This is a genomic window from Halobacillus litoralis, assembly GCF_020524025.1.
In the GTDB taxonomy this organism is placed as follows: Bacteria; Bacillota; Bacilli; order Bacillales; family Halobacillaceae; genus Halobacillus; species Halobacillus litoralis_D.
Genome location: NZ_JAIVKN010000003.1, coordinates 463,578 through 478,501 on the forward strand (window position 1 = coordinate 463,578; position 14,924 = coordinate 478,501).

The window sequence follows — 14,924 nt, forward strand, 5'->3', positions numbered from 1 at the left end:
AGATAAAAAGAAAAGGCAGCGAAGCTTCTTTTGCTTCCTGCCTTTTCTGTTCTGTGTGTTTTAAAGTACACTTGCGTGTCCTTCATAAATGTCGCCGCGGGAACTATCAATTGTAATATCTGCTCCATCTTCAATCAAGTTAAGAGCATCATTAACTCCTACGATGACAGGAATTCCAAGACTAAGGCCGACTACAGCAGCATGAGACGTCAGGCCGCCTTCTAATGTTACAATGCCGGCAGCTTTTTCAATCGCTGGCATCATATCACGATCCGTGCCGTGTGTAACAATAATATCTCCGTCTTCAACGCGGTCAATAGCGTCCTGTGCATTTTTTGCAACAATTGCTCGTCCATATGCACTCTTCTGACCTACACCCTGTCCCTTCACAAGAACATCACCAATAACATGAACCTTCATAAGGTTGGTTGTGCCACTTTCACCAACTGGAACTCCACCAGTGATAATGACACGATCCCCGCGGGTAGCAAGGCCTGAAGCAAGACTGCGTTCAACTGCTACATCAAGCATATCATCTGTAGAATAGGCACGTGGCCCCATCACTGCATAAACACCCCATACAAGAGACAATTTGCGGTTAACCTCTTCATCGGAAGTAATCGCAACAATTGGTGCTTTCGGGCGGTATTTAGAAATCATTCGAGCGGTATGGCCACTTTCTGTTGGTGTAACAATCGCAGATGCATGCAGGTTAATTGCTGTGTGCGTTACAGATTGACTAATTGCATCTGTAATAGTCATATCGCTATGTTTCGAGCGCTCTTGTAACAGGGAAATATGATTAAGTCCTGTTTCTGTCTTGCTGGCAATATTGTGCATCGTTTGAACAGCTTCTACAGGGTAATCCCCAGCCGCTGTTTCACCAGAAAGCATAATTGCATCTGTGCCATCGAAGATAGCATTAGCAACGTCAGAAGCTTCTGCGCGTGTTGGACGTGGGTTGCGCTGCATAGAGTCCAACATTTGTGTTGCAGTAATGACAGGCTTCCCAGCTTCGTTACACTTGCGGATCAACTGCTTTTGAACAAGTGGTACATCTTCTGCCGGAATTTCAACACCAAGGTCGCCACGAGCAACCATCAAGCCATCACTAACTTCAAGAATTTCGTCGATATTATCGACACCTTCTTGGTTTTCGATCTTAGGAATGATTTGAATATGAGTAGCCTTGTGTTTTTCCAGAAGCTCTTTAATTTCAAGAACATCAGAAGCACGGCGTACGAAAGAAGCTGCAATGAAATCAACGCCTTGTTCAATTCCAAATTCAATATCTTTGGCATCCTTATCAGTGATTCCAGGAAGATTCACACTTACGTTTGGAACATTTACACCTTTTTTATTTTTAAGAGGTCCATTGTTCAGTACCGTCGTCTTAATTTCGTTATTTTCTTTATCAATTTCCTCTACTTGAAGTTCAACCAGACCATCATCAAGAAGAATCTTTGAGCCAGGGTGAACATCATTGATCAAACCAGGGTATGTGACAGAAAAACGTTCTGCATCCCCTTCAATATCTTCCATGGATACATAGGCTGTAGAACCTTTTTCCAGATAAACTTCGCCTTCTTTTAGTGTACCCGTACGGATTTCAGGCCCTTTCGTATCTAGAAGAATAGCTACCGTTTTGCCTGTTGATTTTGAAGCCTCACGAATGCTGGTAATTCGTGCGCCATGCTCGTCAAAATCTCCGTGGGAGAAGTTTAAACGTGCCACGTTCATACCGGATTCAATCAGCTGTGTCAGCTTTTCTACAGACTCAGACGCAGGTCCAATCGTACATACAATTTTGGTTTTTCTAAACATAATTTATTTCCTCCTCAAATGCCTCTTAACATTTATATAGATAATTCTTTGGAAAGACGATACATATCAAAGTCAATGGTGTGCTTGGAGTTTAGGATTTCCACAATATCATGGTCCACAAGCTTATTCTGCTGTATTCCGACCATACGTCCTGATTTACCATCTAACAATAAATCAACTGCATAGGCACCTAAACGGCTCGCCAACACACGGTCTGAGGCACTAGGTGAACCTCCCCGCTGTGTGTGACCAAGCACCGTAACGCGGGATTCAAGACCAGCCGCTTCGTCAATTCTCTTTCCAAGATCCACCCCGCTGCAAACTCCCTCTGCAACAATGATAATGCTGTGTTTTTTACCGCGATCATGGCCTCTTTTCAGCCGGTCAATAATATCTTCGAACTCATCTTCGGCTTCAGGAATGATGATACTTTCTGCCCCATCTGCAAGACCTGCCCAAAGAGCCAGGTCACCAGCATCCCGTCCCATAACTTCAATGATAAACGTACGTTCATGAGAAGTGGCTGTATCACGAATCTTATCAATAGCATCAATGATGGTATTCAAAGCTGTATCGAACCCAATTGTGAAATCAGTTCCAGGGATATCATTATCAATGGTACCAGGTACACCTATGCATGGGTATCCATGTTCAGTGATTTTCTTTGCACCCATAAAGGTACCATCGCCACCGATGGCGATCAAGCCGTCGATGCCATGTTTTTTCATTTGCTCGATCCCCTTCAACTGACCTTCTTCTGTCTTGAACTCTTCACATCTGGCTGAATAAAGTTTTGTACCCCCGCGCTGGATGATATCTCCGACAGAACCAAGCTCCATCTTCTCAATATCTCCATCGATCAGCCCTTGATATCCATACTTAATGCCGTAGACTTCTAGTCCATGGTAGATCGCTTTCCGAACAACTGAACGTATCGCTGCGTTCATACCAGGAGCGTCCCCACCACTCGTAAGTACTCCAATTTTCTTCATTCTCATCACCTCAAAAAGTTTTCTTTAATGTTGTCCCCAATCAATAATGAATTAAAACCTCCGTCCATTTTAGAAGTATAGACTAATCTTTAGTCTATACAATTAACAGGAACTTCACCATTCAATTCATATATGTTAGCGTTACCAAGCCGCTAAGATGCGAAAAGCCGCACCTTATGTGCGACCTTTCTATTACGGACCTATAATTTTCAACCCTATCATTATAAATCAAGATACGTGTAATCGCCAATGTTTTTATATTTTTTAAAACGATTCTCTAAAAGAATGCCCTCATCCAAGGTGGACAAGTCGTTTAAAGATTCGGTAATCACGCTCTCGATTTCTTTCGCCTGGGTTAGGATATCGCGATGTGCCCCCCCGCGAACTTCAGGGATAACGCCATCAATTACATTCAGCTTTTTCAAATCGTAAGAAGTGATCTTCATAGATTCTGCAGCTTCTTGAGCAAGTCCGGCATCCTTCCATAATATAGAAGATGCACCCTCAGGAGAAATAACGGAATAAGTGGAATTCTCAAGCATAAAGATGCGGTCCCCGATTCCAAGACCCAGGGCACCTCCACTTCCTCCTTCACCGATAACGATACAGATAATAGGAACTGTAAGACCGGCCATTTCCATTAAGTTCCGTGCAATAGCTTCACTCTGCCCTCGTTCTTCAGCTGCTTTTCCAGGATACGCGCCTTTAGTATCAATAAACGTAATGATCGGTCTTTGGAATTTTTCTGCCTGTTTCATTAGTCGTAAAGCTTTTCGGTAACCCTCAGGATGAGGCATTCCAAAGTTTCTACGGATGTTTTCTTTTGTATCCTTCCCGCGCTGATGTCCAATGACCGTTACGGGCTTATTGTTAAATTTGGCAATCCCAGATACGATAGCTGCGTCATCACCGAAGTTCCGATCTCCGTGAAGTTCCAAAAAGTCCGTAAACAAATGATGAATATAATCAAGGGTTGTCGGTCTTTCTGGATGTCGAGCCATTTGAACCCGGTCCCAAGGTGCCATCCTGTCATAGACGTCTGTTTCTAATTTTTCCAGTCGTTTTTCCAGTGTAATGATTTCATCACTAAGATCCATTTCACTGTTTTCTGTTAACGTTCTTAAGTCTGATATTTTTTCTCTTAATTCGATGACCGGCTTCTCGAATTCTAATACATGCTTCACAGACTGTCACCTCCAGTAGAATGAAGATCGAGAACTGTAGACAAAGTTTTCTTCATTTCATGACGATGAACGACCCGGTCCAATTGACCATGCTCCAACAGAAACTCTGCGGTTTGAAAATCATCGGGAAGTTTTTCACGAATTGTCTGTTCTATAATTCTCCGTCCGGCAAATCCAATTAAAGCCCCTGGTTCAGCAAAATTATAATCCCCCAATGAAGCGAAACTTGCGGAGACACCACCAGTCGTGGGATGTGTCATTACAGATATGAATAACCCCTTATCTGCATGGAGACGCTGCAGAGCAACAGAAGTTTTCCCCATCTGCATCAAGCTGAGGACACCTTCCTGCATTCTTGCTCCACCAGAAGCTGTGAATATAATAAATGGAATATGTGCTTTTCTCGCATTCTCAATCGCGTTGGTAATTTTCTCTCCAACCACTGACCCCATGCTTCCCATTCGGAAACGGGAGTCCATAACGGCTACAGCCGTTTCCATTCCATTCATTTTGGCTTTTCCTGTTACAACAGCTTCATTTAAATCAGATTTCAGCCGATCTTTTTCTAATTTTTCTTCATAATCAGGAAAATGAAGAGGGTTATTGGAAATCATATGTTTGTCCCACTCCGTAAAGGAGTCCTCATCAAATAAGTGTTGAATTCGCTCATATGCACTCAATCGGTGATGGTGATCACAATGAGGGCAGACATTCATATTTCGATTTAGTTCTTTTCTATAAAAGATTTTCTGGCAGTTTGGACATTTCTGCATCAAACCTTCTGGTACATCCTGTTTTGCTTCTTGACTAGGTATGGATGCGTACCTTTTCTTCTTGCTGAAAAAGTCTCTAAGCAAGGTGATTCCTCCTTTGGGACAAAGCTTCCTTTCTTACAATATACAAAAAAGTCTTTGCGTAATATCACTGAATCTGTCGTTAACCTTTCGACAAGGTTTGCTCAGCGATAAAGTTGTAGGATACCTATAGTATTCCCTTTTTTTAATGCCTCGAACATTTCCCTGTACCATTCTTTATGATGTTGGACATCATGAACAGTGTTTGTAAAACCGGAAATGAACTGCCACATTGAACGCAGCAGGTGTTGGTCGCAAATAGTGAAGAGGTACTCGAATACTGCACAATGAAGATTTTTTTCTTCAGATGCCTCCAGAATCTCATTCAATTGATGAAAATGATGATCAGAGAGCTTATCCTGCACAAGGGTTAATACCTCTTTCTCAATCATATGCATAGCCGTCAGCAACTCGCTTTTTGTTCTTGATTCATTTAAAAGAAAGTTAGACAGCAGTTCGACCATATGGTACGGACGATAGGCTCGCATGTAAGTGCCTTCTCCGCGTCTGGTTTCAATAAGCCCCAGGAGTTCCATAGCCCGGAACGCTTCTCGAATCGAAGAACGGCCTACATGGAGTTGTTCGCTTAACTCACGCTCGGATGGCAGCTTGTCACCAGGCTTCAATTGGTTTTCTTCAATATATGACTTCAATTGATAGAGTACACCCTCATAAACCTTTCCCTGCTGTTCTTGAGTCACGTTAAACAAACACCTCTCTCCTGAATAACCATAGGTCCTATGTATAGAGGGAAAAGTGAACCACTTCTCTCCTCTCCCTTATCCCTTATCCTTCATCTATTAAAGTTAATTGTCTTGTTTTTTCAGCCACCTCTTCAGGATCCAAGTGATGTCGGGCGACTCCTGACTCCATAGCTGCTTTCGCCACACTAGCGGCGACCGCAGGAGCTACACGCGGATCGAAAGGTGCAGGAATGACATAGTCTTCACTAAGTTCGTCTTCACTGACTAAGGAAGCAATAGCTTCTGCTGCAGCAATTTTCATTTTTTCGTTAATGCGGGTGGCTCTCACATCAAGAGCACCTCTGAAAATCCCAGGGAATGCTAACACATTATTCACCTGATTGGGAAAGTCCGAACGTCCAGTCCCAATCACCCGAGCTCCGGCTTCTTTCGCATCCTCAGGCATAATTTCCGGCTCAGGGTTTGCCATTGCGAAGATAACGGAGTCATCATTCATTCTGGAAACCATGTCTTTAGATAGCAGCCCTCCAACAGAAACCCCAATAAAGACATCTGCGCCTTCCATGACTTCCTCGAGTTTTCCTTCAGTCCGTTCTTTGTTTGTGATTTTAGCAACTTCGTCCTTCACTTCATTCATGCCGTAATTACGGCCTTCGAAGATTGCTCCTTTTGAATCACACATAATAATATCACGTACACCAAAATGATAAAGTAATTTAATAATGGCAATTCCTGCAGCACCGGCTCCATTTGCTACTACTTTAATTTCCGACCACGATTTGCCTGTCAGCTTTAAAGCGTTCATCAAACCAGCTACCGTTACAATGGCTGTCCCATGCTGGTCATCATGAAAGATAGGAATATTGGTTTCTTTTTTCAAACGGTCCTCAATGATAAAGCAGTTTGGTGCAGCGATATCTTCTAAGTTGACGCCTCCAAACGTCGGTTCCATCAGCTTCACTGTTTGAACAATTTGATCGACATCACTTGTGTTCAAGCAGATTGGAAATGCATCCACGCCTGCGAAACTTTTAAATAAAGCTGCTTTTCCCTCCATAACTGGTAATGCAGCCTCAGGTCCGATGTTACCTAGACCGAGTACAGCGGAACCATCACTCACAACCGCTACCATGTTTCCCTTCATTGTATAATCATATACGGTTTCTTTATGATCATATATTTCTTTACAGGGCTCTGCTACGCCAGGGGAATAAGCCAGGCTCAAATCTTTTGCATTTCGAACAGGAACCTTGGAGTGGGTTTCCAATTTCCCTTTATTAACACGGTGGATATGAAGTGCTTCATCTCGCAAATTAGACACGACGACACGCTCCTTTGAACATTTAATTTTACCGACCCAGGTGGTCAGACCACCATTAACTCCTTAATTATAACAGATGAAGATAGAGTGTAAAGAATTTCAAAAGCATGGACTTAGTGTTTTAATTTTCCGTCTTTTTTCTTTGAGCCCTTAAGGCAACAGCTTCCCTGCCAAAGAATTGGTTTAACAGGTTTAAACATCCTCTTGTTGGTTCAATGGAATAGTCAACATCTAATCGGTAGGTTTTTCTGTCTTCTGATCGAAAAATGTATACCGGGGTATTCCCTGGGAAATATTCAGCCACCTCTTTCAACTGATCAATAGCAGCGTACTCCGTTCGTTCGGATACTTTAATGAAGAGCCGCTGATCAGCTTCACTTTCTTCAGCATCCACCTCAAAAGGGCGGACACTATCCATAATTAACTGCTTTCGATCATTTCTTTGATCAATTTTCCCTTCTGCTAACACGAGCATCTGCTCTGATATCCATGTCCTTACCTGACGGTAAGACTCAGGGAACAATACTGCTTCAATCTCTCCGGTTTCGTCACTTATTGACACAAAAGCCATCGCATCCCCTCTTTTGGTTCGGATTTCACGAATGTTATCAATCACAGCCGCTACTTCTATTTTCTTCTTCAACTGAATGCTATAAGCCTGCTTTACAGCTACGATCCCTTTTTTCCGGAGATCAAGACGGTGATGTTCTAGAGGGTGCTCCGACATATAAGTCCCCAGCACTTCTTTTTCCATTGACAATCTTTTCAGCGGGGGAAACGGATCTACTTCTATCATATCCATTACCACTTCACTGCCAAAAAAGCCTGGCTGGTCCTGAAATTCCTTAAACAACTCCCCTTGTTCCAATGCTTGATCGATATTAGCTAATGCACTTGCCCGATTAGGGTGAAGCTGGTCAAAGGCTCCTGCGATAATTAAGGATTCTATCACACTTCGCGAAACAGCCTTTCCACCAACACGAAGACAAAAATCATTTAGGTTTTGAAAAGGCCCGTTTTCTCTTCCACGAATGATTTCCTGAGCAGCCTGATACCCGACTCCTTTAATCATTACCAGCCCCATAAGGATTCCACCACCGTCTCCCCGAGTAAAAATATGACTATTGTTAATAGAAGGAGACTTTACTATGACATCCATTTCCCGAGCTTCTCTTATATACATGGTCAACTTGTCGCGGTCACCCAGATGGACATTCATCAATTCAGCTAAGAAATATGAGGGATAATGGGCTTTCATATACGCAAGCTGGTAAGAAATCATACTATAGGCAACCGCATGGCTTCGATTAAACCCATAATTCGAGAATTTTACGATCCAATCAAACAATTGTTGGGAGACCCCCGGCTTATAACCCTTGCGTTTAGAACCATCAAGAAACTTTTCCCTCTCTTTTTCTAAAGCAGTAGATTGTTTCTTACTTACCGCTCTACGAAGCAGGTCTGCTTCACCTAATGTGTAACCGGCAACTAATTGGGCCACCTGCATAATTTGTTCTTGATAGACAAGCACACCAAAAGTGGGTTGTAATATAGGTTTTAAATCTGGGTGAGGGTAGGAAACCTCTGCACGTTCGTGTTTACGATCAATATAAGTTTTAATATAATCCATGGGACCGGGACGATATAGAGCATTCACAGCTACAACATCCTCAAAATGAGAAGGTTTCAACCTGGTTAACACACTTTTCATTCCCTGGGATTCTAACTGAAACACTCCATTCGTCCGCCCTTCTGAAAGCAGAGCGAATGTTTGTTCATCTTTTAAAGGTATCGAATGAAGAGAGAATTCTGAGTTTCGATACCGTTTAATCCTTTTCTCCATCTTCTCCATAAAAGTCAAGTTTCTAAGTCCTAAAAAATCAATTTTCAGAAGCCCGATTTTTTCTAAGTCCCCCATGGCAAGCTGGGTAAGAAAGACTTCCCCCTGGCCATCCATGAGAGGTGTATAGTGAACCAGAGGTTTCTCACTTAACACGACTCCAGCCGCATGTGTAGAAACATGTCTGGGAAGCCCTTCAAGCTTAGCTGCCACTTTGAAGAGAAACTTTAAAGACTCCGAATTACGAATATAATCCTTTAATTCCTCTGACTGCTTCACATGGTCTACGAGAGATGCAGAAGAGTTTTTGGGAATTTGGTGAAGGATAAAGGAAGCATCACGATCATCAATCCCCAATACTTTAAACAGCTCTCTTAAAACACTTTTAGCCGCGAAGGTACCGAACGTACAAATCTGAGCTACATGTTTTCTTCCGTATTTCTCAGCCACGTATTCAATGACTTCATCTCTTCGCTGATCAGGAAAATCAATATCAATATCAGGCATGCTGACACGTTCCGGGTTTAAAAACCGTTCAAATAAAAGGTTGTATTCAATAGGGTCAACCTGAGTAATATTGAGTAAATAGGCTACAATCGAGCCTGCCGCTGATCCTCGACCAGGACCGGCATAAATCCCCCGCCCTCTGGCGTAATCAATAAAGTCCCATACAATTAAAAAATAGTCGCTGAACTCCATGGACTGAATAACATTCAACTCATGTTCCAACCTCTTTTTTGCGTGCTCCAGATTGTCTTTATATTTTTCAACAAGAGAATTCTCGCATAATTCTCTGAGGTAAGTGCCCGCTTTCACACCACCCGGGGTTGGGTAAGAGGGAAGCAGCTGGTTATCTAACTCCAATTCAACTTGGCACCGTTGTGCAATTCCCTCAGAAGCCGTGAGTACTTCAGGCCACCAATCATTAAAGAACTCTTCCATTTCCACTGTTGTTTTCAAATAATAGGTGGACTGTGAAGCCTCTGCCCTGTATCGCGTCCCTTCTGCAATAGCTCTCAGGCATTGATAGGCAGGTGCATCCTCTTTGTTTAAATACCGTACATCACCAACAGCTACCACATGAGCTCCTACAGACTCAGACCATTCCTTCAATGGTTTATGTAACTGCCGTTCTGAATGCAGATCCAAGTCTTGTATACTTAAATAAAAATCTTCCTTAGAAAAAACATCTGTCCAACGTTTCCAATCTCCTTCAACTTTCGAAAACATCCCCTGAGCGATTGGGTCGGCCCAAGGAGACTCTGAGGTCAACAGGACAACGATTAGTCCATGGCTTAACTCCTTTAACTGCTCAAGGTTCAAGGGCTCGACCTTTGTCTTCTTCCACGTACTTATTTTTAATAAGTTCTGATATCCTTGAGAGTCTTTGGCGTATAAAAGTACAGGAAAAGATAAAGACCGATCCTCAACTGTTGTTTTAAGTCCTATAATTGGATGAATTCCATGGGAGATGCATGCTTGATAAAACGAAACTGCACTGCTCATTGTATCCTCATCCGTTAATGCCAGGGATTCAAACCCTGAATGTTTAGCTCCCTCAACCAATTGATTTACTTTGATTGTGCTGTTCATAAGACTGTAGCCGCTTCGGACTTGCAAGTGAGTGAAAGTCATATTCGTACACCTTCTTTCATGTGTAAATTATAGCTAGTCTTCTCTCAGGATGAAAGCCTTCTGCATAAAAGCGTACCCAAAAGAATAATGGTTATGGTAGAAGACTATTTTAGTCAGCGAAAAGAGGGACAAGATGGAAGATCGCTTAGTCATATCCATGATTCAATGCTTCTTTATCGCTTTCGGTGTCATAGTTGGTGGAACTATTATTGGAAGTATCGGCAGCTTCCTGACTGGGGAAGCTCCTTTAACTTCCATGTTTCGAATTGCAAAGAGTCTGAGGATCTGGGCCATTGTCGCAGCAATTGGCGGCACCTTTGATGCAATTAGTAATTTTGAAAAAGGGATTTTAGATGGGTCAACTTTTGATGTATTTAAACAAATTGTCATTATCGTTTCCGCAATGGGAGGAGTGAAAACCGCTCTTCTTTTATTTGAATGGTTATTAGGGGATGAGGTGACTTAATGCATTTCCCTGCCTATCATAAAAATAAGGAATGGAGGAGACTCTTTGCAGGAGTTGTATTGGGGACAATTCTTGGCTATGCCTTTTTCATCTATATCCATGGAGAATTACAACAAAAGTATACAGAGGAACATATTGAAATGACAGCTAAGGTAAATGAATTAGAAGCAAAATATGAGGGTCTGCTTAATAACCAGAAACAAGGGTCAAACGAAAGTTCATTAAAAGTAAAAGAAATAGCAGTCTCATACACGAATGCAAAAAAGTTAGAGGTTGATCTGCTTACTCAACACCAGCTGACCACTCTGGTCAAAAATCAATTAACTTCTATAACGGGCAAGGACTTACAGACGATAGCTGAACAAGTGGACTTAATCATTTCAACCATTGAAAATAAGAACTATGTTGTGGACGACTTCACCTATGAGCTTAAGATTACGCGACTGATTGTATCAGAAATAGTGACACTTCATTTAGAAATTAAGTACGTACCCTGAGGAAGAGAAAAGCAGGCATCCTCATGCCTGCTCCTTGTTTTCTTTATATTGGATACATACCTCTTTAAGCTCTTGTGCAATTTGATCCGTTTCACTCCAGGAAGAAGCGGAAGCCCCGGAAGCCATTGGATGACCACCCCCATTATGATTGGCAGCTACCCCATTGATGACAGGTCCTTTAGAGCGCAGCCTTACGCGGATGGTTTCTTCTTCTTCCACAAAAAAGGCCCATGTCAGAATACCTTCAATATCACCAAGAAGGCCGACCAGCTGGCTTGTTTCTGAAGGGGTGACATTAAACTGTTTTAAAGTTTCTTTATCTAGTTTCACTGTAGAATAGCCGGCTTCATGAACTGTGAAATTCTGCAGGACATACCCTTTCAATTTTGCAACATGGACAGGGGTTTTATACATTTCATTAAACAAAGAAGAACGGTCAAATTTATAATTCACTAATTGAGCTGCATAGGAAAGCGTGCGCTCTGTAGTACTCGGGAATAAAAACCGGCCCGTATCCCCAACGATCCCAGCATAAAGGAGGCGGGCTGCATCTTCTTTTATTACCAGTCCTTCAGAAGAAAACTCTTCATAAAGCTGGTAAATCATTTCAGACGTGGAGCTGGCTGATGTATCGACCCATTGAATATCCCCATAAGTATCCACTTCGGGATGGTGGTCGATCTTAATCAACAGATCACCATTATTATAGCGCTGATCATCGATTCTTGCCTGATTGGCTGTGTCACAAATAATGACCAGGGCCCCTCTATAGGCTTCATCAGGTACTTCATCCATGGTAGCTAAAAAGTTTAATGAATCCTCCCCTTCTCCTGTTAGAAAGACTTGTTTTCCAGGAAAACTTGCTTGAATCATTCTCGCAAGACCAACCTGTGAACCATAAGCGTCCGGGTCAGGACGTACGTGCCGGTGAATAATGATTTTCGTATAATTCTTTATCGCTTCAACGATGGATTGCTTACTCATAATTAAAATCCTCCTCATATTTCTTGCCACTAAACCACAGAATTCGTTGTACAGGTAGCCTTTTCCTTTGAAACAAGCTACAATAAAAGAGAAAAAATTACATTCAGGAGTCGATCTATCGTGATTATATTCCCCATTTTAATTTTGGTTTCCTTAGTTCTGTACATCTATTATAAGGTAATGGTAGTAAGGGCAGACGACCCGCTTACTCAAGAATACCTCAATAGCAAATCTAAAATATTTCTGGGCAGCTTCGTGTTTTTCTTCGCAATTAATCAATATGTATTCTATCAGACCCAGCTTTCTTTATTTATCGGCATCGTGTTTTTAGTCCTTGGCATTTTCCAGGTGAGATTAGGATGGAAAGCAAGCAGACATTACCAGGCAGAGTATAGAAAGCATGAAACAAGGACACAGACATAAAAAGATTGACGAAAAGTCGCTGGTATTTACAGCGACTTTTTTAACGATCAATCAGCTGTGCCATTAATAATGCTTTCCCGACAATAGATTTCCCATGATGAACTTCGATATCCACCTTGGCAAACTTTCTTCCTACTTCTAAGATCTGAGGAGTGATTTCAATATCACTCTCAATCTGGACTGGTTTAATGAAATAGACCGAAATATTCTCTACCACCAAGTCTCCCTTTTTGTATTTACGAAGCAATCGGCTTGAAGCTTCCGTAATAAGAGAAATGAACACCCCATAAGACATCGTACCAAGCTGGTTTGTCATTTGAGGTGTTACTTTCGTACACCAACGGTGATTTTCTTCTTCTGTTTCTATCACTTCCATACGGTTGGTTGCTAAGTCATCAATCGTTTCTCCAACCTGCGGCTGCCTTTGAATATGCTGCAGCGCCTTAAGAACATCCTGCCTGGATATAATCCCCTGCAGTTTATGAGAAGGATCCACAACAGGCATCAGTTCAATTCCTTCCCATACCATGACATGCGCAGCATTAGCGAGAGAAGTCTTGGCGTGAACAGTCATAGGATGCCGAGTCATAACTTTGTCTATTCTCAAAGTCTTGTCTTTTCCAATGACGTCCTTCGATGTTACGATACCAACCACCCGGTTTTGCTGATCAACGACCGGATAGCGGCTGTGTTTTGTCTCTGTATTAAATTCATGCCAGCTCTCAACCGTATCTGACGTTGATAAGAATTTAGAATCCTCATAAGAAGTATAAATATCATCCACAAGGACAATTTCCTTCTTAATGAGTTGATCATAGATTGCTCGATTAATCATAGTTGCGACTGTAAATGTATCATAACTGGTAGAGATAACAGGAAGTTTCTTTTCATCCGCTAATTTTTTAACCGTTTCGCTGGTATCAAATCCACCTGTGATTAATACGGCAGCTCCTTCTTTAACCGCAAGCTCATGAGCATTTGTACGGTTACCTACAATAAGTAAGGAGCCTGCTTCCGTATAACGCATCATGGCCTCTAATTTCATGGCCCCGATGACAAATTTACTCAACGTCTTATATAAGCCTTCACGCCCGCCAAGTACTTGTCCATCTACAACATTCACAATTTCTGCAAAAGTCAATTTCTCGATATTTTCTTTTTTCTTCTTTTCAATCCTTATCGTTCCGACACGTTCCATCGTACTGACAAGATTTTGATTTTCTGCTTCTTTGATTGCACGGTAGGCCGTTCCTTCGCTGACATTCAGCGCCTTTGCTATACGACGGACAGAAATTTTGCTTCCTACAGAGAGAGATTCTATATGTTCAAGGATCTGTTCATGTTTTGTTGCCATTTGCCCACCAAACTTTCTAACTGTACTAGTCATTTATATCTTTATTGTTATTATACAACTGATACAGCCCTTCCGCAATTTCTTCCATTTCATTCAAAAAAGCTGCTTGTCCTTATAGACAAGCAGCTTCGTTGATTGTAGTTTTACAGCTCTATTACTTCTCCGGGCTCTAGAGCTTTCCCTTTACCTGGTCGGACTTTCTCAGCGAATGCACGTCCGTCCTGATTAATTAATTCGAATGTGTTGTAGTGAACTGGGACAACCTGTTTCGCCTGAATCCATTCAGCGGCTATAAGAGCATCATCAGGTCCCATTGTAAAATTATCCCCGATCGGTAAAAATGCTAAATCAATAGAATTTTGTTCGCCAATCATCTTGAGGTCTGTAAATAACCCTGTATCTCCCGCGTGGTAAATGGTTTTACCATCAATAGTGAGTAAAATACCTGTTGGCATACCCGTATATACGATTGTTCCATCCTCTTCTGTATAAGAGGAACCATGGAAAGCCTGTGTGAATTTCACGTGACCGAAATCAAATTCATGGCCGCCGCCAATATACATAGGGTGGGCATTCACCCCTTTATTTCCTAGGTAAGTGGCTAATTCAAAAGGGGCTACGACTTGTGCATCATTACGTTTTGCTATTTCCACCGTATCACCAACGTGGTCATTATGACCATGAGTAAGTAATATGACATCGGCCTTTACGTTTTCTGCATCTAAATCTGTATTGCCGTTTTCAGAGATGAAAGGATCAAAAAGGATAGTCTTTCCATTGGCTTCTACTTTGACTACTGCATGACCATGATAAGAAACTTTCATTCAAACCACTCCTCTAAGTAAG

At 42.0% G+C, this 14,924-nt stretch carries 13 protein-coding genes; 3 read left to right on the forward strand and 10 right to left on the reverse strand.

Features of this window, described 5'->3' with window-relative positions; translation table 11 throughout:
- Positions 1-60 precede the first annotated feature (60 nt).
- The 7 genes from pyk to dnaE form a co-directional block, all read right to left on the reverse strand.
- Entirely contained in the window at positions 61-1,824 is a 1,764-nt protein-coding gene (pyk, locus tag LC036_RS13900; RefSeq protein ID WP_226583663.1) for a pyruvate kinase, read from the reverse strand.
- 32 nt (positions 1,825-1,856) lie between these two features.
- Positions 1,857-2,816: a 6-phosphofructokinase gene (gene pfkA, locus LC036_RS13905; protein ID WP_226583665.1), complete on the reverse strand. Its 960-nt coding sequence runs from the start codon at positions 2,814-2,816 to the stop codon at positions 1,857-1,859.
- 221 nt (positions 2,817-3,037) lie between these two features.
- A complete protein-coding gene (locus LC036_RS13910; RefSeq protein ID WP_226583683.1) occupies positions 3,038-4,000 on the reverse strand; it encodes an acetyl-CoA carboxylase carboxyltransferase subunit alpha in 963 nt (320 codons plus the stop codon).
- Positions 3,997-4,857, reverse strand: coding sequence for an acetyl-CoA carboxylase, carboxyltransferase subunit beta (gene accD, locus LC036_RS13915; protein WP_226583685.1), 861 nt, complete (start codon positions 4,855-4,857; stop codon positions 3,997-3,999). Before accD ends, LC036_RS13910 begins: the two co-directional genes overlap by 4 nt.
- A 101-nt stretch (positions 4,858-4,958) precedes the next feature.
- Positions 4,959-5,555, reverse strand: a complete 597-nt coding sequence (locus LC036_RS13920; RefSeq protein ID WP_226583965.1) for a FadR/GntR family transcriptional regulator — start codon at positions 5,553-5,555, stop codon at positions 4,959-4,961.
- A gap of 85 nt (positions 5,556-5,640) precedes the next feature.
- Positions 5,641-6,879: an NADP-dependent malic enzyme gene (locus LC036_RS13925; protein ID WP_226583687.1), complete on the reverse strand. Its 1,239-nt coding sequence runs from the start codon at positions 6,877-6,879 to the stop codon at positions 5,641-5,643.
- Between the two features lie 121 nt (positions 6,880-7,000).
- Entirely contained in the window at positions 7,001-10,354 is a 3,354-nt protein-coding gene (gene dnaE, locus LC036_RS13930; RefSeq protein ID WP_226583689.1) for a DNA polymerase III subunit alpha, read from the reverse strand.
- A 133-nt stretch (positions 10,355-10,487) separates the two neighbouring features.
- Here dnaE and LC036_RS13935 point away from each other — a divergent pair, with 133 nt between their 5' ends.
- Together LC036_RS13935 and ytrI are read left to right on the forward strand one after the other, a co-directional pair.
- The gene (locus tag LC036_RS13935) at positions 10,488-10,820 is read left to right on the forward strand and encodes a YtrH family sporulation protein (protein WP_226583690.1); all 333 of its coding nucleotides are present in this window, start codon (positions 10,488-10,490) and stop codon (positions 10,818-10,820) included.
- Complete coding sequence (ytrI, locus tag LC036_RS13940; protein ID WP_413229896.1) at positions 10,820-11,317, forward strand: sporulation membrane protein YtrI; 498 nt, start codon at positions 10,820-10,822, stop codon at positions 11,315-11,317. The genes LC036_RS13935 and ytrI overlap by 1 nt, the downstream gene beginning before the upstream one ends.
- A 21-nt stretch (positions 11,318-11,338) precedes the next feature.
- Here the strand turns inward: ytrI and LC036_RS13945 are convergent, their stop codons facing one another.
- Positions 11,339-12,301, reverse strand: a complete 963-nt coding sequence (locus tag LC036_RS13945) for a DHH family phosphoesterase (protein WP_226583694.1) — start codon at positions 12,299-12,301, stop codon at positions 11,339-11,341.
- 120 nt (positions 12,302-12,421) lie between these two features.
- Here LC036_RS13945 and LC036_RS13950 point away from each other — a divergent pair, with 120 nt between their 5' ends.
- A complete protein-coding gene (locus LC036_RS13950; protein WP_226583709.1) occupies positions 12,422-12,724 on the forward strand; it encodes a YtpI family protein in 303 nt (100 codons plus the stop codon).
- Positions 12,725-12,764: 40 nt separating this feature from the next.
- Here the strand turns inward: LC036_RS13950 and LC036_RS13955 are convergent, their stop codons facing one another.
- Entirely contained in the window at positions 12,765-14,078 is a 1,314-nt protein-coding gene (locus LC036_RS13955; protein ID WP_226583712.1) for a DRTGG domain-containing protein, read from the reverse strand.
- 143 nt (positions 14,079-14,221) lie between these two features.
- Positions 14,222-14,902 (reverse strand): metal-dependent hydrolase, encoded by a 681-nt coding sequence (locus tag LC036_RS13960; protein WP_226583716.1) that lies wholly within the window; start codon positions 14,900-14,902, stop codon positions 14,222-14,224.
- Positions 14,903-14,924: the final 22 nt, after the last annotated feature.

Excerpts from the sequence above, each read along its gene's own strand:
- dnaE (WP_226583689.1), bottom strand. The coding sequence starts at position 10,354 with ATGACTTTCACTCACTTGCAAGTCCGAAGCGGCTACAGTCTTATGAAC.
- LC036_RS13955 (WP_226583712.1), bottom strand. The coding sequence starts at position 14,078 with ATGGCAACAAAACATGAACAGATCCTTGAACATATAGAATCTCTCTCT.
- LC036_RS13945 (WP_226583694.1), bottom strand. The coding sequence starts at position 12,301 with ATGAGTAAGCAATCCATCGTTGAAGCGATAAAGAATTATACGAAAATC.
- pfkA (WP_226583665.1), bottom strand. The coding sequence starts at position 2,816 with ATGAAGAAAATTGGAGTACTTACGAGTGGTGGGGACGCTCCTGGTATG.
- ytrI (WP_413229896.1), top strand. The coding sequence starts at position 10,820 with ATGCATTTCCCTGCCTATCATAAAAATAAGGAATGGAGGAGACTCTTT.
- pyk (WP_226583663.1), bottom strand. The coding sequence starts at position 1,824 with ATGTTTAGAAAAACCAAAATTGTATGTACGATTGGACCTGCGTCTGAG.
- LC036_RS13960 (WP_226583716.1), bottom strand. The coding sequence starts at position 14,902 with ATGAAAGTTTCTTATCATGGTCATGCAGTAGTCAAAGTAGAAGCCAAT.
- LC036_RS13935 (WP_226583690.1), top strand. The coding sequence starts at position 10,488 with ATGGAAGATCGCTTAGTCATATCCATGATTCAATGCTTCTTTATCGCT.